Source organism: Mucilaginibacter sp. SJ (genome assembly GCF_028993635.1).
In the GTDB taxonomy this organism is placed as follows: Bacteria; Bacteroidota; Bacteroidia; order Sphingobacteriales; family Sphingobacteriaceae; genus Mucilaginibacter.
In genome coordinates, this window is record NZ_CP118631.1 from 5,028,319 (window position 1) to 5,046,014 (window position 17,696).

The 17,696-nt window shown below is 39.8% G+C and carries 19 protein-coding genes; 14 read left to right on the forward strand and 5 right to left on the reverse strand.

What is annotated here, in order from left to right; genetic code table 11:
* The first annotated feature begins 24 nt into the window (after positions 1–24).
* The 11 genes from MusilaSJ_RS20930 (at position 25) to rfbD (ending at position 8,642) form a co-directional block, all read left to right on the forward strand.
* Positions 25–789: an SDR family NAD(P)-dependent oxidoreductase gene (locus tag MusilaSJ_RS20930; protein WP_274986753.1), complete on the forward strand. Its 765-nt coding sequence runs from the start codon at positions 25–27 to the stop codon at positions 787–789.
* The gene (locus MusilaSJ_RS20935) at positions 782–1,858 is read left to right on the forward strand and encodes an AroB-related putative sugar phosphate phospholyase (cyclizing) (RefSeq protein ID WP_274986754.1); all 1,077 of its coding nucleotides are present in this window, start codon (positions 782–784) and stop codon (positions 1,856–1,858) included. Before MusilaSJ_RS20930 ends, MusilaSJ_RS20935 begins: the two co-directional genes overlap by 8 nt.
* Positions 1,855–2,307 (forward strand): NanQ anomerase/TabA/YiaL family protein, encoded by a 453-nt coding sequence (locus MusilaSJ_RS20940; RefSeq protein WP_274986755.1) that lies wholly within the window; start codon positions 1,855–1,857, stop codon positions 2,305–2,307. The genes MusilaSJ_RS20935 and MusilaSJ_RS20940 overlap by 4 nt, the downstream gene beginning before the upstream one ends.
* 4 nt (positions 2,308–2,311) lie before the next feature.
* Positions 2,312–2,989 carry an acylneuraminate cytidylyltransferase family protein gene (locus tag MusilaSJ_RS20945; protein WP_274986756.1) on the forward strand — a complete coding sequence of 226 codons (678 nt, stop codon included), beginning with the start codon at positions 2,312–2,314 and terminating at the stop codon, positions 2,987–2,989.
* Positions 2,979–3,659, forward strand: coding sequence for a cyclase family protein (locus tag MusilaSJ_RS20950; protein ID WP_274986757.1), 681 nt, complete (start codon positions 2,979–2,981; stop codon positions 3,657–3,659). The genes MusilaSJ_RS20945 and MusilaSJ_RS20950 overlap by 11 nt, the downstream gene beginning before the upstream one ends.
* Positions 3,660–3,673: 14 nt before the next feature.
* Positions 3,674–4,444, forward strand: coding sequence for an HpcH/HpaI aldolase family protein (locus MusilaSJ_RS20955; RefSeq protein ID WP_274986758.1), 771 nt, complete (start codon positions 3,674–3,676; stop codon positions 4,442–4,444).
* Positions 4,441–5,265: a 6-hydroxymethylpterin diphosphokinase MptE-like protein gene (locus tag MusilaSJ_RS20960; RefSeq protein WP_274986759.1), complete on the forward strand. Its 825-nt coding sequence runs from the start codon at positions 4,441–4,443 to the stop codon at positions 5,263–5,265. The genes MusilaSJ_RS20955 and MusilaSJ_RS20960 overlap by 4 nt, the downstream gene beginning before the upstream one ends.
* A 9-nt stretch (positions 5,266–5,274) precedes the next feature.
* The gene (locus MusilaSJ_RS20965) at positions 5,275–6,342 is read left to right on the forward strand and encodes a 6-hydroxymethylpterin diphosphokinase MptE-like protein (RefSeq protein ID WP_274986760.1); all 1,068 of its coding nucleotides are present in this window, start codon (positions 5,275–5,277) and stop codon (positions 6,340–6,342) included.
* Between the two features lie 41 nt (positions 6,343–6,383).
* Complete coding sequence (locus MusilaSJ_RS20970) at positions 6,384–6,836, forward strand: NanQ anomerase/TabA/YiaL family protein (protein WP_274986761.1); 453 nt, start codon at positions 6,384–6,386, stop codon at positions 6,834–6,836.
* 346 nt (positions 6,837–7,182) lie between these two features.
* A complete protein-coding gene (gene rfbC / locus MusilaSJ_RS20975; RefSeq protein WP_274986762.1) occupies positions 7,183–7,737 on the forward strand; it encodes a dTDP-4-dehydrorhamnose 3,5-epimerase in 555 nt (184 codons plus the stop codon).
* A 41-nt stretch (positions 7,738–7,778) separates the two neighbouring features.
* Entirely contained in the window at positions 7,779–8,642 is an 864-nt protein-coding gene (gene rfbD, locus MusilaSJ_RS20980; RefSeq protein WP_274986763.1) for a dTDP-4-dehydrorhamnose reductase, read from the forward strand.
* A 76-nt stretch (positions 8,643–8,718) separates the two neighbouring features.
* Here the strand turns inward: rfbD and cysN are convergent, their stop codons facing one another.
* Together cysN and cysD are read right to left on the reverse strand one after the other, a co-directional pair.
* Positions 8,719–10,005, reverse strand: a complete 1,287-nt coding sequence (gene cysN / locus MusilaSJ_RS20985) for a sulfate adenylyltransferase subunit CysN (protein WP_274986764.1) — start codon at positions 10,003–10,005, stop codon at positions 8,719–8,721.
* Positions 10,006–10,015: 10 nt separating this feature from the next.
* On the reverse strand, positions 10,016–10,921 hold the full coding sequence (cysD, locus tag MusilaSJ_RS20990) for a sulfate adenylyltransferase subunit CysD (protein WP_274986765.1): 906 nt from the start codon (positions 10,919–10,921) through the stop codon (positions 10,016–10,018).
* Positions 10,922–11,175: 254 nt separating this feature from the next.
* Here cysD and MusilaSJ_RS20995 point away from each other — a divergent pair, with 254 nt between their 5' ends.
* The 3 genes from MusilaSJ_RS20995 to rfbA are packed head-to-tail and all read left to right on the forward strand — an operon-like array spanning position 11,176 to position 14,357.
* The gene (locus tag MusilaSJ_RS20995) at positions 11,176–12,591 is read left to right on the forward strand and encodes an MBOAT family O-acyltransferase (RefSeq protein ID WP_274986766.1); all 1,416 of its coding nucleotides are present in this window, start codon (positions 11,176–11,178) and stop codon (positions 12,589–12,591) included.
* 5 nt (positions 12,592–12,596) lie between these two features.
* On the forward strand, positions 12,597–13,454 hold the full coding sequence (locus tag MusilaSJ_RS21000; RefSeq protein WP_274986767.1) for a hypothetical protein: 858 nt from the start codon (positions 12,597–12,599) through the stop codon (positions 13,452–13,454).
* 39 nt (positions 13,455–13,493) lie between these two features.
* On the forward strand, positions 13,494–14,357 hold the full coding sequence (gene rfbA / locus MusilaSJ_RS21005; protein WP_274986768.1) for a glucose-1-phosphate thymidylyltransferase RfbA: 864 nt from the start codon (positions 13,494–13,496) through the stop codon (positions 14,355–14,357).
* 5 nt (positions 14,358–14,362) lie between these two features.
* On the opposite strand, the gene miaA is transcribed toward rfbA, so the two are convergent.
* The 3 genes from miaA to MusilaSJ_RS21020 form a co-directional block, all read right to left on the reverse strand.
* Positions 14,363–15,301: a tRNA (adenosine(37)-N6)-dimethylallyltransferase MiaA gene (gene miaA / locus MusilaSJ_RS21010; protein WP_274986769.1), complete on the reverse strand. Its 939-nt coding sequence runs from the start codon at positions 15,299–15,301 to the stop codon at positions 14,363–14,365.
* Between the two features lie 72 nt (positions 15,302–15,373).
* Positions 15,374–16,033: an IS1096 element passenger TnpR family protein gene (locus tag MusilaSJ_RS21015; protein ID WP_274986770.1), complete on the reverse strand. Its 660-nt coding sequence runs from the start codon at positions 16,031–16,033 to the stop codon at positions 15,374–15,376.
* Between the two features lie 41 nt (positions 16,034–16,074).
* On the reverse strand, positions 16,075–17,487 hold the full coding sequence (locus tag MusilaSJ_RS21020; RefSeq protein WP_274986771.1) for a CCA tRNA nucleotidyltransferase: 1,413 nt from the start codon (positions 17,485–17,487) through the stop codon (positions 16,075–16,077).
* Positions 17,488–17,696 lie beyond the last annotated feature (209 nt).

Genomic DNA, 17,696 nt, shown 5'->3' on the forward strand with positions numbered 1-17,696 from the left:
CGGCGCTTAAAGTAAAATTAATAAATGAACAGTATTTCTAACGTAAACATTGATTTGTCTGGAAAGGTGGCGCTTATCACCGGCGGAACGCGCGGAATTGGAAAAGCCATTGCCGATCGTTTTTTGGACGCGGGCGCGTCCATTATTTTAACCGGTACCAAAGCTACCGAAGTTGAAAAGTTGAATGCCGAAAATACCAATCCTCAAGGGATATCATACCTTCAGGTTGATTTTACAAATGAAGGGTCGGTAACGGCTTTCGTGGCTAAAATACACGAAATGGGTAAAATTGACGTGTTGGTAAACAACGCAGGTATTAACAAGATAGCTCCCAACACAGAAACTTCTAACGCCGATTTTGATTTGCTGAACGATGTGAATGTTAAGGGCCCATATATATTGTGCCGCGAAGTGAGCAAATTAATGAAAGCAAATGGCTATGGCCGTATAGTAAATGTAACCTCTATATGGAGTGCCATCACAAGGCCGGGCCGCTCAATTTATACAACTAATAAGCACGCGATAGCCGGATTAACCAAAACATTGGCCATCGAACTTGCCGAACATAATATTTTGGTTAATGCGGTAGGCCCCGGCTTTACACTTACTGAACTTACAGCAACAACCAATACCCCCGAGGAATTAAAAAAAATAACCGATATCATCCCTATTAAACGGATGGCCCAGCCGGTAGAAATTGCTAACCTTGTTTTATATTTGGGAAGCGAGCTTAACAGTTATTTAACAGGACAGAACTTAATTATTGATGGAGGATATACCAATGTTTAATTTTACAGTAAAATCTATAATTCATGATTATAGTGTAACATTTATTGAAGATACTCAGAAAACCTTGCTTGCTGAGTTAAAAGACGGTGATGTTATTATTATTGATAATAAAATAAAGGAACTATATAAAGAGGTACTTGCGCCTGTACTGGGGCAGTTCAAGCACATTGGTATCGATGCCCACGAATCGGTTAAAAGCTACCAGGGTGTTGAGCCAATTATTGAAGATCTTATTGAGAACGGGTTCCGCAAAAATCATCGCCTTGTTGCTATCGGCGGCGGTATTACACAGGATGCAACAGCGTTTATAGCTTCTATCATGTACCGCGGCGTAAAATGGTTGTTTTTCCCAACATCATTGCTTGCACAGGGCGATAGCTGCATAGGTAGTAAAACGTCAATCAACTTTAAAAAATTTAAAAATCAAATAGGAGGTTTTTACCCTCCTAACCAAATCTTTATTAACCTTCATTTCCTTGATACACTTTCCATTTGGGAGCTGAAATCAGGCCTTGGCGAAATGTGTCACTATTATGTTGTATCAAGCCCTGAAGATTTTGACCGTTTAAAAAGAGAATATGCTGATGCCTTGACCGATAAAAAAGTGTTGGCAGGTATCATTAACCGTAGCCTTGAAATCAAAAAAGGCTATATTGAGCGAGACGAATTTGATCAGAACGAGCGCCTGGTATTTAACTATGGGCACTCATTTGGTCATGCAATTGAGTCATTGACTAACTACCGTATCCCACATGGAATAGCGGTTAGCTATGGTATGGATATGGCCAATTTTGTATCTGTTAAATTAGGTTATATTACTGAAGAAACCCGTTTGTATATCCGCGAACTTTTAAGCCAGATATGGGAAGGTACGGATATCAGCGATATTGAACTTGAGAAATTTACCGTTGCTTTAAGTAAAGACAAGAAAAACGTGGGTAAAACCCTCGGTTTAATCCTGAATAAAGGCATCGGAAAAATTTTCAGGGATATGCGCCCTATGGATGACGAATTTGTGGGATGGCTTAAAGAATATTTTGATACCCAGTTAACCCCGCAAACTGTATGATACTTGACCAGTTAAAAAATATTGATATATATAAAACACTGTCACCTGACATTTATGCCGGCCTGCAGTTTTTGAAAAATGCCACTCCTGATATCGCAGTCGGTACTTATCCTATCAATGAAAATACAAAGGCCATTGTAAGCGAATACGAAACCGTTGCCGATTTTTCGAGAGGATATGAAGCTCATAAGCATGTGATTGATATCCAATACCCTGTACGTGGCCTGGAGCGTGTAAAGTGGTCGCCCATTGAAGCAATGAATGTTAACATCCCTTATGATGAAGCAAAGGACCGCACATTTTTTAAAGATCCATCACCACAGGGAACGCATGTTGATATTGGTGAGGGCATATTTGCTATTATGTTTCCTGGAGACGGTCACGGCCCACAGCATTACATTGACAAACCTGAATTCATTAAAAAAATCACTATAAAAGTAGCCATCTGATAAAATGGAAATACCTAAAATCACAGCCTTGGTGCCTATGAAAGGCCACTCTGAAAGGGTACCACACAAAAATATCCGCCCGTTGGTGGGCAAACCTGCCTTTCACTGGATAATGGAAACGCTTTCTCAGAGCCCCTATATTAATGAAATTTTAGTGAACACAGATTCAGACGAGATAGCCGGAAGTGCTGCCAAGTTTGATAAGGTAAGGGTATACCAAAGGCCGGATTTTTTATTAGGTGATATGGTAAGTATCCAGCCACTTATTGAGTATGATATTGAACAAACGGATGCCCAGTATTTTTTGCAAACACATAGTACTAACCCATTGTTAACTGTTGAATCAATAAACGGAGCTATTGAAGCCTTTTTTGCTCAAACCGAGCATGATGCTTTATTTTCGGTTACGGAAACCAAAACACGGTTTTACTGGCCTGATGGCCGTGGAGTAAATCACGACCCTAAAGTGCTGATACGTACCCAGGACCTGGAGCCTATATTTCATGAAAACTCATGCTTTTATATTTTTTCAAAAGAAACAAATTATAAAACAAAAAACAGGCTTGGCTCAAATCCAATGATGTATCCTATTGAGCGGCTTGAAGCTGCTGATATTGATGATATGGAAGACTTCTACTGGGCTGAATTTCTGTTGAAGAGGAAGCTTGAAAATGAGAAATAATATTAACCTGTCACATTTAATTTCGCAATCTACACCTGCCTACGGTAACCGCGACCGTATTTTTATACGTGATAATTCGTCAATATTAAAAGGTGAAACAGCCAACTCATCATGCTGGGTGTTTTCTAATAACCATATAGGTACCCATATCGATTCGCCCCGCCATTTTTCGGCAACAGGAAAAAAAACACATGAATTTCCTGTTAATGATTTTTTTTACGACAAAGTAAAACTGGTTGACATCACTTGTGCAACAGGTATCCTGATTTCGATAGAGGATTTCAAAAAGGTAGAAACAGCGGTTCCTCGTGATGTGGAACTATTGTTTATCCGTACAGGATATGAACAATATCGTACGGTTGATAAATACTGGAATGATAGTCCTGGCTTGGCGGCAGAGCTGGCTGATTATTTCAGAGCCAGGTTTCCGCACCTCCGTTGCGTCGGTTTTGATTTTATATCGTTAACCTCGTGGAATTTCAGGCCCGAAGGGCGCATAAGCCACAAGGCGTTTTTATGTCCGGACGAAGAAGAAAAGAAACCAATACTTGTTATAGAAGATATGGCATTGGCATCGGTACAAACGGTAATAAAATCGGTTGTTGTAGCTCCGATGTTTGTGGAAGATGGTAACGGCGGCGCTGTTACCGTATTTGCCGATGTAGCATAATAATTTTATTCCCTATGAAAAATACGACGCTGAAGCAACAGCTAAAAGACAAGAAAAACACTGTAGGATCCTGGATCACTATCCCGCATCAATCGGTAATTGATATTTTGGCTGAAGCCGGGTTCGACTGGCTTACTATTGATCTTGAACATACATCAATTGATTACAACGAATTACAAATATTGATAGGCTTTATACAAGCGCGGGGAATGGCCGCTTTGGTGCGTGTATCAAAGAATGAAGAAGTAGTGATAAAACGGGCGCTTGATGCCGGTGCCGATGGTATTATAGTACCCATGGTTTGCTCAATGATTGAAGCTAAACAGGCCGTTGAATTTGCAAAATATCCGCCGGTAGGAAAAAGAGGCGTAGGCCTTAACCGTGCACAGCGTTATGGTTATGCTTTTGAAGACTATAAAGAGTGGGTGAGTAAACACCTTGTTGTAATTGCGCAAATTGAGCATATCGATGGGGTTAAAAACATTGAAGATATTATTTCAACCGATGGTATCGACGGCATAATCATCGGGCCCTATGACCTTTCAGGTTCATTAGGTATTCCCGGACAGTACAACGAACCAATAGTGCAGGAAGCGCTTAAAAAGGTTGAGGAAACATGCAACGAAAAAGCTTTTTCAATGGGGTATCATGTTATTGATCCTAAAATCGAATTAGTAAAGGATAAACAAGATGCGGGTTACAATTTTATAGCTTTCAGTACAGATTTTCTTTTCATGGGCCGCAACGCCAGCGATGAAATGAAAAAGTTAAAACAATATCTATGAGCAGGTTAAAATATCTGAAAGATATGTCGTTAAGCGAGTTGTCCCTTGAAAGGATAGCTAACGCCATTAAGGTAAGGGCTAAAGATATACCGCATTACGTTTCCTGGCACTTTAACAGTAAACAGGCGCGCGAAAACAAAGCTAAGCTTAAACAGTATCATAATATACATAAAGGTAAAAGGTGCTTTATTGTTGCTAATGGGCCAAGTTTAAAAAATACCGATGTTTCATTGTTGAAAGATGAAATAACTATCGCAATGAACCGCATGTATCTTAACGCGGGCCAAATGGGTTTTATGCCAACTTACATTGTAGTGCATGATATCCCTATCCAATTATTGCAATTCAGGGATGATTTGGATGAGCTTAAATTGCCCAAATTTTTTAACTGGAATGCCCGGAAACATTTCACCGATAAAGAAAATTTGACGTTTATCAGGTCTGATTACAAGCCAAGGTTCTCTACCGATCTTACTGAAACCTCTTGGGGCGGGCATAGTGTTACTAATATTTGTATACAGCTTGCTTATTATATGGGGTTTGATGAAGTATACCTGGTAGGTAAAGATCACAGCTATGAGGAAACTGGCACCCCGGGTAAACTTGTTATTGCAACCGGCGAAGAAAAAAACCATTTCACAAAAAACTATTATACCAAAGGAATGGGGTGGCGTATTCCGGATTATAAAGGCGAAGAGCTGGCTTATAATATGGCAAAAGTTGCTTTTGAAAAAAGTGGACGCAAAATAATTGATGCAACCATTAATGGTAAGCTTGATATTTTTCCGAAGATTGATTTTTATTCCCTGTTTAAAAAATAATAACGATTTATGAAGTCTTTGATAGACAAGGGTATAAGCACTATACGGAATGATGGGGTTAAAGTCTTTGCCATGCGGACCTGGAAATATGGCCTTGTAAAGCTTAAGCGCCTTACGCGACCTAATGACGTGAAAAATATTGAGAAATGGAAACAACTAAAAAATAAATATAAAGGCAAGCGGATATTTATTATTGGCAATGGTCCCAGTCTTAATAAAATGCCCTTGTATTTGCTTGAAGGAGAATATACAATCAGCTTTAACCGTTTTAATCTTATGTTTGAACGGCTTAACTGGTTGCCGAACTTTTACATGGTGACTGACGACCTTGTAATTAAGGACATGTACAGCCAGATAAATCAGGAAATATTACCTCTTGTTGAACATGCTTTCTTCCCTGATATACATCCCTCCAATGTTGAATTTTCAAAATACATCAGCCATAGAGATAACGTACATTGGTTAAATATGGATCAACCACAATTCAGGGCCGATTTGCCATATTGTGGTATTAATAAAACTGTTGTAAATGGTGCGATACAGGTTGTTGCGTATATGGGTTTTACCGAAATATACCTTATAGGTGTTGATATGACATTTGCCGATCAAAAGGTTAAAAAGTTAAATTCACGTAACTGGGAAGCTGCCGAAAAAGATCCAAATCATTTTGACCCGCGTTATTTTGGTAAAGGGCTTAAATATCATAACCCAACCGTGCATGAAATGCTTGAAAAGTTTGAAGAAGGACGGGAGTTTTTTGCCAATCGTGGAGTGAAAATATTTAATGCAGGTTACGGCGGCAAGCTCGAGGTATTTCCAAGAGTTGATTTCGATAGCCTTTTTGACCTTAATGATATACAAATCCAGGCATTATTAAACACCTCAAGAGTATTAAAAGAGCGAAATATTACATTTCATGAAGCTTTAAACTCGCCGCTGATAACAGAACCGACCGAAACTTACCCTAACCTGTTCAAAGCAAGCGGAGAATTTGGGATTACGCTTATCCCGCTTTTAATTTTTGATTATTTGCCTGTAGGTCCTTACAAAGGGGAGTATTTTTTTGTTAAAAGATAATTAAAAAGAATATTAATGAAATTATTTAAATTACAGATAACATGATTATTGATACACTTGACAATATTGAATTTTATAAAACAATTAATAACGACATTTACGAAGGACTAAAATTTATTAAAAATGCCGACCCCGAAATTGAACTGGGTGTATATCCTTTAACAGACACAGCGAAAGCTGTTGTAATGGAATACGAAACCAAGGTTGAAAATGATTTTGGTTATGAGGCGCACAAATATGTTATAGATGTTCAATATTGTATTAAAGGCACCGAACTTATTCCGTGGGCTAATCTTAACCTTTTAACCCCGAATACCGAGTATAATGTAGAGAAGGATTTTACCTTTTATAATAAGATAGAGCGTCAGGGGGAAGTGGTGATTGGTAATAACGTGTTTGCTGTGTTTTTTCCGCAGGATGGCCATGCACCTGTTTACGCTAATGGTGAACCTGGTTATATAAAAAAAATTGTTATTAAAGTTAAAGTTCAATAATATAGCTATTACTGCATTTAGTATACGCTGCTTTTTAAACAAAGGCGCGCTGGTTGCGCAATAATAAAAGTATATTTTATTTTGGTCAAAAGCCGGTATAAGCCGGCTTTTGACATTTGGCTGCTAATAATTATTTTGCAGGTCCGTTCATGGTACTCTCTCTCTAACTGCTCGATGTTTTAAATTCTATGCGCTTAATACTCAGCTGTTTGTAATTGCTGCTTGTTAGTAGTGTAAAAAAAGAATATTTTTAAAATACACCATCGGTACGTGTAACGTATTTTGCCTTATCTTCGATAATGGAAATCGGGATGCAATCCGCTTTTATTTATTTTAAATATATCCTATGATCGTAATACCAACCCCGCTTGAGGGATGTTTATTAATAAAACCACATATTTTTAATGATGATCGTGGTTACTTCTTTGAATCGTTTAACCAACTACGGTTTGCTGATGCCACAGGCTTCAACGTCAATTTTGTACAGGATAATCAATCATATTCAACCAAAGGTGTATTACGCGGTCTGCATCTTCAAAAAGGTGAATTTTCACAAGCTAAGCTGGTTAGGGTAACCAAAGGCGAAGTATTTGATGTAGCTGTTGATCTTCGCAAAGGCTCGCCAACTTATGGGCAGTATCATAGTGTGCTGTTAACCGAAGAGAATAACGAGCAATTTTTTATTGCCCGCGGATTTGCCCATGGCTTTATTGTATTGAGCGATGAAGCTGTATTTCAGTATAAATGCGATAATTATTATAATAAAGAGTCTGAAAGTGGTTTACATTATGCCGATCCCGAATTAAATATTGATTGGAGATTAAGCGGCAGTGATGTACTGGTGTCGGATAAAGATCTTGAACTGCCGTTTTTAAAGGATGCTCCTGATTTTGGTTTTTAATCTTTTTCTTCTTTTTAATTTAAAATATACAATCACAAACAATGCATAACGTAATCGTATTTGGAGCATCAGGGCAATTGGGTAACTGCTTAAAAAAAGTTGCCGAAGAAAGAGGAATTGATTATGTTCATTTTTTGCCGGAAGATGAAGCCAATATCCTCCGTGAAGATTTGCTTGATATTGTTTTTGAGAAGTATAAACCAACCTTTGCTATCAATTGTGCAGCTTATACTGCTGTTGATAAAGCAGAAGATGAAGTTGACCTGGCCCGGGCGATCAATAAAACCGGTGCCGCAAATCTTGCTAAGCACTGCAAAGTATACGGTGCCGCCCTTGTGCAAATCTCAACTGATTTTATTTTTAAGGGAGATGTGGCATTGCCGCTCACAGAAGAGGCCTTTGCTGAGCCTATTAGCGTATATGGCGTCACCAAACTGGAAGGTGAACAGGCAATCGCAGAAATTATTGACGAATATTATACCATCCGCACAAGCTGGCTTTACTCTGAGTATGGCAATAATTTCGTAAAAACTATGTTAAAGCTTGGTTCTGAGCGTGATGAGCTTAAGATAATAGCAGATCAGGTAGGAACTCCTACTTATGCTATTGACCTGGCGGGCGTAATTCTTGATATTATTGTATCCGAAAAGAAGGCATACGGTATTTACCATTACAGTAATGAAGGTGTAACCTCATGGTATGATTTTGCCAAAGGCATTTTTGATATTTCAGGCACTGATATTAAAGTATATCCAATACGTACTTCTGAATTTCCAACAAAGGCGCGGCGCCCGGCATTTTCAGTAATGGATAAAGCTAAAATCAAAAAAACATTTAACATTAAGATTCCTTACTGGCGGGATAGTTTGAATGTCTGCATCGAAAGATTGGCCGCTACAGAGTAGCCAATTAAGATTTATAAAAATAATGCCCAGCTTTTTTAGGAGCCGGGCATTTATTTTTATACTTTTTGCTGGTAGCTTACAGGAATGTTCCCGCTGCTACAGTTTCATTGGTTGATTCATCAACCAGGATGAGTGAACCTGTGATCCGGTTTTTGCGGTACTCATCAAACACTACCGGCTGGGTAGTACGTAAACGGATCTTCACCATTTCGTTCATCTTAATATCAGTATTTTCTTCCCGTTTCTCAAGTGTGTTGATATCCAGTTTATAATAAACCTCCTTAATGATCGACATTACCTCGCGAGTAGTGGTTTTGAGGTAATATTTTGCGCCCGGGCGCGGACTGCGGGTTGCCATCCAGCAAATCATAGCGTCGAGATCCTGGCTCACTTGTGGTTCACTGTCGTCTTTTACAAGCATATCACCACGGCTTACGTCAATATCATCCTCCAAAGTAATTGAAACCGACATTGGTGCAAAAGCTTCGTCAACAGGGCCAGAATAGGTATCGATAGATTTAACGGTCGATGTTAGCCCCGATGGCAGCACCGTGATCCTATCACCCGGCCTGAAAATACCACCTGCAATCCTGCCAGCATAACCACGATAATCATGGTGTTCATCGGCATGTGGACGGATCACTGTTTGCACCGGGAAGCGGGCATCGGAGTGGTTTTCATCGCTGGCAATATGAATGGTTTCCAGTGTATGCAGCAAGCTTTCGCCCTTGTACCACGGCATATTTTCCGAATCGTTAACCACATTATCGCCAGCCAGGGCACTGATCGGCACAAAGCGGATATCGGTGACATCAATTTTGGCGGCAAATGCTTCGTATTGTTCAACTACTTTATTAAATGCTTCTTCACTGTAATCAACCAAATCCATTTTATTTACACAAACAATAATATGCGGGATTTTTAACAGCGACGCAATGAATGAATGGCGGCAGGTTTGTTCAACTACGCCTTTGCGGGCATCAATAAGTACCAGGGCAAGGTTGGCGGTTGAAGCGCCGGTAACCATGTTGCGGGTATATTGGATATGGCCGGGGGTATCGGCAATAATAAATTTTCGTTTGGGAGTGGCAAAATAGCGATAGGCAACATCAATAGTGATGCCCTGCTCTCGCTCCGAACGTAAACCGTCGGTTAGTAATGAAAGATCAACATGCTGAAGCCCTTTTCGTTCGCTCGATTGTTTTACAGCTTCCATCTGGTCTTCAAAGATGGATTTTGAATCGTACAGTAAGCGCCCTATGAGTGTGCTTTTCCCATCATCAACACTACCTGCTGTAGTAAAACGTAATAATTCCATTGTGGTGGTATGTTTTGCTTCGGGCTTGACAGCCTGAAGGCTCATGAATCAAATTTTAAAAATAACCCTGCTTTTTTCTGTCTTCCATTGAGGTATCTGAGCGTTTATCATCGCTTCGGTTGCCTCGTTCGGTGCTACGGGTAGCGGATACTTCAGCAACTATCTTTTCCAGTGTATCGGCGTCTGATTCGATACCGCCGGTAATAGTGATATCGCCTAGGGTACGGAAACGCATAAGTTTATTTTCGATAGTTTCGCCCTCCCGAAGCTGTAAAAATTCAGAAGCTGGCAGCCAGGTATTATCGCGGTTAACAGCGTTACGCCGGTGTGCAAAATATAGAGAAGGTATGGCTATATTTTCCTGCAAAATATAGTTCCAGATATCCATTTCGGTCCAGTTGCTGATCGGGAACACGCGAAAATGCTCGCCCATACGCTTACGGCCGTTAAAAATGTTCCAAAGCTCAGGGCGTTGGTTTTTAGGGTCCCACTGGCCAAATTCATCGCGATGGCTAAAGAAACGTTCTTTAGCACGGGCCTTTTCCTCATCACGACGTGCACCGCCGATAGCAGCATCTATCTTATTACTTTCAATGGTATCAAGCAGGGTTACTATCTGCAGTTCGTTGCGGCTTGCATTGATGCCACTTTCCTCAACTGCACGCCCTTTGTTGATTGATTCTTGAACGGAGCCAACAATGAGTTGCACGCCAAGGTTTTCCACCAGCTTATCCCTGAACTCCATAGTTTCGGGAAAGTTGTGCCCTGTATCAATATGTATGAGAGGCATAGGGATTTTAGCAGGCCAAAACGCCTTTTTTGCCAGATGTGTTACAACAATAGAGTCTTTCCCGCCCGAAAACAGGATGGCAGGGCGATCAAATTGTGCAACCACTTCCCTGATAACGTAAATGGCTTCTGATTCTAATTCCTGCAGATGAGTAAGATAATATTTATGCATGTTACCGATAAAACACTGCTAACCCCACCTAAATAGTAGAGTTTTGCATTTAAACTGCAATTATACGCAATAAATAGCTACAATAGCTATATAGATGTCAAATTACTGGGGTAATTAAGTAAAAGTTACTAAAAACAAATATTGTGGAGTGTTGTTTAATCGTTGCGTTATAAAGTTTTATGTAGATTAAAGATTAATTTCTTTAAAGAAATATCTGAAGTAACTCATTATTATTTACTTATAAAAAATTGCCGATGCTATTTAACAGTTACGCTTTCCTGATCTTCATGATCGTTACTTTTATTGTATATTATCTTCCATGGTCTTTTTTCAAAAAGAACCAGATATACACATTAATTATTGCAAGTTTTTTCTTTTATGCCTACGAAAGGCCCTTATTGCTGTTGCTACTGGTATTTTCAGTACTGATAAATTCTATTTTTAGCTTTAGTGTTTATAAGGTAAAGAAGCAACATGTAAAAAAGATACTGCTTTTTGGGGTGATGTTTAATATCAGTCTGCTGGCTTTTTTTAAATACAGCCCACTTATAGCATCGTCACTTGCCGGAGACTTGTCACTTAATAATGGCGTTGCTCATTTCCTGATGACTATCCCATTGCCTATCGGTATCTCTTTTTATACTTTTGAAGGGGTGAGCCTTTTAATGGATCTTTATAAAGGAAAAACAATTTTAAATCTGCAAACCAGCTCATTTACCGAGCACTTCAAAAAAACGGCTTTTTTTATCTCGTTTTTTCCGCATCTTATTGCTGGGCCTATATTAAAAGCGCGGGAGTTTTATCCCCAAATGGAAACAAAATATTTTCAGGATATAAAATGGAGTAACGCCTTTAAGAAAATTATCCTCGGTTTCTTTTTGAAAATGGTATTGGCAGATAACCTTAACGAGATTACGGCAACTATGCAATATCCGTTTTTCCTCGGCTTTTCAACTGGCAATCTGGTGCTTTTATTATTGGGTTACTCTATGCAAATATTTGCCGACTTCGCGGGTTACTCTCTTATTGCCATTGGTTTGGGCGCTTTATTGGGTTATAACCTCCCCGATAACTTTAATTTTCCATACATCTCATCTTCATTTTCTGAGTTTTGGCGCAGGTGGCATATCTCACTTTCAACCTGGTTGCGCGATTACCTATATATCCCGTTGGGGGGGAGCCGAAAAGGAGAGTTCCGTACCTATATTAATTTATTTATAGTTATGTTTTTAGGCGGACTATGGCATGGTGCTGCTTGGAGCTATGCTATTTGGGGTAGTATGCACGGTTTGGCTTTAATGATAGAACGCTTTATTTTGAAAGATAAGTTGGATCATAATAAACGTAGTGCGTTTGGCATTGCCTACGTATTTATAACAATTACTATTTTATGGCTAATGTTTAAACTAACAAATTTTAGTCACGTACTTGCTTATCTTAAAGCAATCTATACAAACATACATCTTCCTTTTAAACTCGGTATGGATCAAATTAGTATCATCGCTTATGGGTTGGGTGTAGTTGTATATCATGCTTTTTATTTGTTAAAAGATACCAATCTGTATCCTAAAGTTTATCCGAAGCTTGATGTTATAACTTATGGCTGTATGCTGTTTTTTATTATGGTTAACAGTGGGTCGGCTGGTGCATTTATTTATTTTCAATTTTAATTAAGATGAAAAAAGTTTGGTCTATACTTTTAATTGGCAGTGCCCTGGCTTTGGTTTATAATATAGTTATGTTTTGGTTTCCTATAAAAAGGAATGCTTATTACAGTAATGAAGAAAGGGCCGAAGGATATGTTTTTGACAAACATCAATATGAGGTTGTTACAGTTGGGTCATCGTTGAGCGGTGCATTTGAAGGGCGAAGTCTTTTTGATAAAAATTATTTTAACCTATACATGCCGCATTACGGTTCATGTGCAGGTATTGAGATTATCAGACGTAGTAATAAAATACCTAAACAGCTTTTTGTGGAAATAAACCATATTGATCGCGGGGTAGATTCATCTGTTATTAAAGATATTTTTGAAAATGAGCTTTATAAAGTGAAATATTACCTTCCTCTGCTGCAAACCAGAAATAAGTTCCTCACTAATTTTGTTGATAAGTTTAAAAAGCCTACGAGCAGCGTCAACAAACAAAAGCCGCCCGCAGTCTTATTTCACAAATTATTAATAAATGCGCGTGAAGAATGGGCCAACGAGCCTGATAAAAAATCATTTAATGAATTGTATAATCGCATGGCACAATCATTAGATATTTTTGCTTCGAAAGGTTGTAAAATATGTTTTTTTGAAATGCCTATTGATTCAAGTATCCGCAATTCAAAATTGATATCCTATCAACGTAAACGTATGATGGAGTTGGCGAAACAAAAGGGATTTGACTTTGTACCTTCTGATACATCAAGGGCATACCAAACAGGGGATGGTATACACCTGCTGCAAGGCGATAGGGATATTTACGTTAAATATCTTAAACAAAAAATATCTATGCTAAATAATGTACACAGTATAGCTAAAATTTAAACCTGATATCGCTATATTTCCACAGTAATAAAAAACCTTATGAAAGGAATTATTTTAGCAGGAGGGTCAGGCACACGTTTATATCCCATAACAAGGGCGATAAGCAAGCAATTGATGCCAATTTATGATAAACCGATGATTTATTATCCACTATCTGTTTTAATGCAAGCAGATATCAGGGAAATATTGATCATTACTACTCCGGAAGATAATCCCGGTTTTAAGCGATTACTGGGCGATGGCTCCGAACTTGGCTGTAAATTTGAATATGCCATACAAGAAAAGCCTAATGGACTTGCCCAGGCTTTTGTAATAGGTGAGCAATTTATCGGAGATGACAAAGTGGCCCTTATATTGGGCGATAATATATTTTATGGTACCGGTTTTGCCGAATTGATACGCAGCTTCAATGACGTTGATGGCGCTGCTATTTTTGCTTATCATGTAGCCGACCCTGAGCGCTATGGCGTGGTTGAATTTGATGCTGAATTCAGGGCCTTATCAATTGAGGAAAAGCCTCTACAGCCAAAGTCCAAATTTGCAGTGCCCGGCCTTTATTTTTATGATAATTCGGTAATTCAGATAGCAAAGGATCTTGAACCATCACCTCGTGGGGAATATGAAATTACCGATGTTAACAAGTTTTATCTTGAGCAGGGAAACTTGCATGTTGGTGTTATGGATAAAGGCACAGCCTGGTTAGATACCGGGACATTTGATTCATTGAGCGATGCTACCGAATATGTACGCGTGATTGAAAAACGCCAGTCAACAAAAATAGGGTGTATTGAGGAGGTTGCTTACCGTCGTGGTTTTATCAATGACGATCAGTTACGGTTGTTAGTTAACAAGTATATCAAAAGTGGTTATGGCAAATACTTACAAAGCCTGCTGCCGCAATAAAATAATTATGCGGGAGTTTCAATGGCTCTGACCATCTGGTCAATAACATCGGGAGCACCGGCATCAAACCAAACAAAATCTTTATCTTTTCTGAACCAGGTAAGCTGCCTTTTGGCGAAGCGCCTGGTATTTTGTTTTATAAGCAGGAGGGCTTCGTCGAGGCTGGTTTTGCCATCAAAATAATTAAATAGCTCTGAATAGCCAACGGTATTTAAAGCATTAAGCTCACGGTAGAGAAGGAGGCTTTTTACTTCTTCAACCAGGCCTTGTTTAACCATCAGGTCGACGCGCAGGTTTATACGTTCATACAATTTTTCGCGAGGCATATCAAGCGCCAGTTTGATAATATTAAAAGGTCTTTTATTTACAGTAGCGTTGCGGTAAGATGAAAATGGTTTACCTGAGGTTTCAAATACTTCCAACGCCCTGATGATACGCTGAGGATTATTAAGATCGACCTGGGTATAATAATCCGGGTCGACCTGTTGTAGTTTTTTTTGTAATGGTGTAATTCCTTCCTTTTCCAGTTGCTGGTTTAGTTTTTCACGTACTGAAATATCGGCCACGGGCAAATCATCAAAGCCTTCACAAATGGCTTTAATGTACAAACCTGATCCCCCCGCCAGGATCACCTTATCATATACCTTAAAAAGTTCATCTAAAAGTGCAAGCCCCTGCTTTTCAAAATCGCCAACAGAAAAACTTTCGGATATGGAATGCGAGTTAATGAAATAGTGTTTGGCCGCAGCCAACTCGCTTTCATCGGGCTTGGCGGTACCGATATTCATCTCCCTGAAAAATTGCCTCGAATCGGCGGAAACCACTACAGTATTGAAGTGCTGTGCCAACTTAATAGCCGCAGCCGTTTTACCCACCGCGGTAGGCCCAGCAACTACGATAAGGGTTGGGGAGTAGTAGTTCATAGTGAATGGTTCATAATTCATGGCTTAAAATGCAATAGGCAAGTGCTTGGAGCAAAGGCTATGAACCATCAACTATGAATCATATGCTAAAATTTAATAATCGTCGCTGCCGCCTCTGCCAGGTCTTTCATCATCCTCAAAGCCCTCATCATCGCTAAATTCATTGCCGAATTCATCTTCCTCCTCTTCTTCTTCGCCGCCGGAGTGTTTTTCTTCCGGCAGATCATCGGTATCTGTAACTTCCGAAAAATCTTCGGCATCCTCCGGGTTAAAGGCCATTTCGTTCAAAAAGTCGAAGTCTTCGGTAACAGGCGGTAAAACGGTAGCATTAAATGAGTTGCCAAATTGTTTTGGGGCCTCGCCAACTGATTTTACAACGGCGGGGTAGGTAGTACCCGGTGTTTCATCTAAAATGATCTTCATTAGTTCCACATGAAAATCAAACGGACGATCGAAATTGAATGTATAGTAAAATTTTTGGTGCGGGTCATCAATAAAACTCAACAGCTTTACTTTATTCATTAATGATACACCTCGGTCAATACGCCTTTGGTTAGGCAGGTAAGTTATTTCTTCACCTTTGGTCCACTGATCATTACTGATATAAAATGATGAAGAAAATTCCGGATTGTACCCGGTTGACTGATGAATTGCGCGGTGAAGATCTTCGAAAGTTTGATTTGATTTTACATCAATTTCTCTCGTAACGTCATCGTAGTCTTCAAAAGTAACCCTGAACCTGTATACTGCCATTGCTTATTGTAGATTTTGGACAAAAATAATAATGTTTTAATTTAATTTGGATTAGTCACAACTTTTAAGCCAATTTCAATGCCTTTGCTGATTGTAAAGCTTAACGCGGCCTCCCTATTGTTGGGAATTTCGCCTTCCAATATGGCTTCGCGGATCTGATTTTTGATTATTCCTACTTCCCGGCCTTCTTTTATACCGAACATGGTCATGATATCGTTACCGGTAACCGGCGGCTGCCAGTTACGGATGCTGTCGCGTTCCTCAACGTCTTTTAATTTTTGTTGAACAAGCTCAAAATTGTTACGATATTTTTTAACCTTATATTCATTTTTGGTGGTGATGTCTGCTTTACACAACAACATCAATGCTTCGATATCATCTCCTGCCTCAAAAAGCAAACGCCTCACTGCCGAATCGGTAACTATGGATTGTGAAAGTACGATGGGCCTTAAATGAAGCTGCACAAGTTTTTGAACCTGCTTCATTTTTTCATTAAGCGGCAGTTTAAGCTGGGCGAAAATCTTGGGCACCATGCGTGCGCCCCGGTCTTCATGACCATGAAAAGTCCAGCCGTGGCCGGGCTCAAAACGTTTGGTGGCGGGTTTGGCTATGTCATGCAGTATGGCAGCCCAACGTAACCAAAGGTCGTCGGTAGTTTCGCAGATGTTGTCAAGTACCTGAAGGGTATGGTAAAAGTTATCCTTATGGCCTTTGCCATCTACATAGTCAACCCCGTAAAGGGCTACCATTTGCGGGAAGATTTTATGCAACAGTCCGGTATCAAATAGGTAATTAAAACCTATGGAAGGCACCGGCGACAGGATGATCTTGTTCAGTTCATCGGTAATGCGCTCCTGCGATATGATGCTGATCCTGGCAGCAGTGGTTTTAATGGCTTCAACGGCGATATCATCGATCCTGAAATTGAGCTGGGTAGCAAACCTGATGGCCCGCATCATACGCAGCGGATCGTCTGAAAATGTTTCGTTAGGATTAAGCGGTGTGCGGATCAGTTTGTTTTCCAGGTCGGCAATGCCGTTAAATGGATCAAGCAACTCGCCAAATGTATCGGGGTGGAGGGAAATGGCCAGCGCGTTGATGGTAAAATCGCGGCGTTTCTGGTCGTCTTCTAAAGTGCCGTTCTCCACAATTGGCTTGCGCGAGTCGCGGCGGTATGATTCTTTACGGGCACCAACAAACTCTATCTCCAGATCGCGGTATTTGAGCGAGGCCGTACCGAAGTTTTTATAAACCGCCAGTTTAACTTTAAGCGTATTGGCAACAACTTCGGCAAAAGCAATGCCGTTGCCAATAATTACGATATCAATATCCTTCGACGGGCGGTTCAGGAAAATATCGCGCACAAAACCACCTATAGCATAGGCCTGTACGTTTTGTTCGCCCGCTAAACGGGATATAACAGAAAATACGGGATGCCTGAGGTGTTGCTGCATGATTTGATGCTTAAAAACGCTAATAAGGGTACAAAGGTAAGATTAATTGGTAAAATGCCCCGGTAAAGTCAAAAGTCTTAAGTCGAAAGTCTTAAGTGGAAAGTCCTAAGTATCTTTCCACTTAATAAACAAAATTTTCAGACTTCAGACTTTGGACCTCACACTTCCGGCTTTCTGCACGACAGGGGGTTAACAGGGTTAACACAATT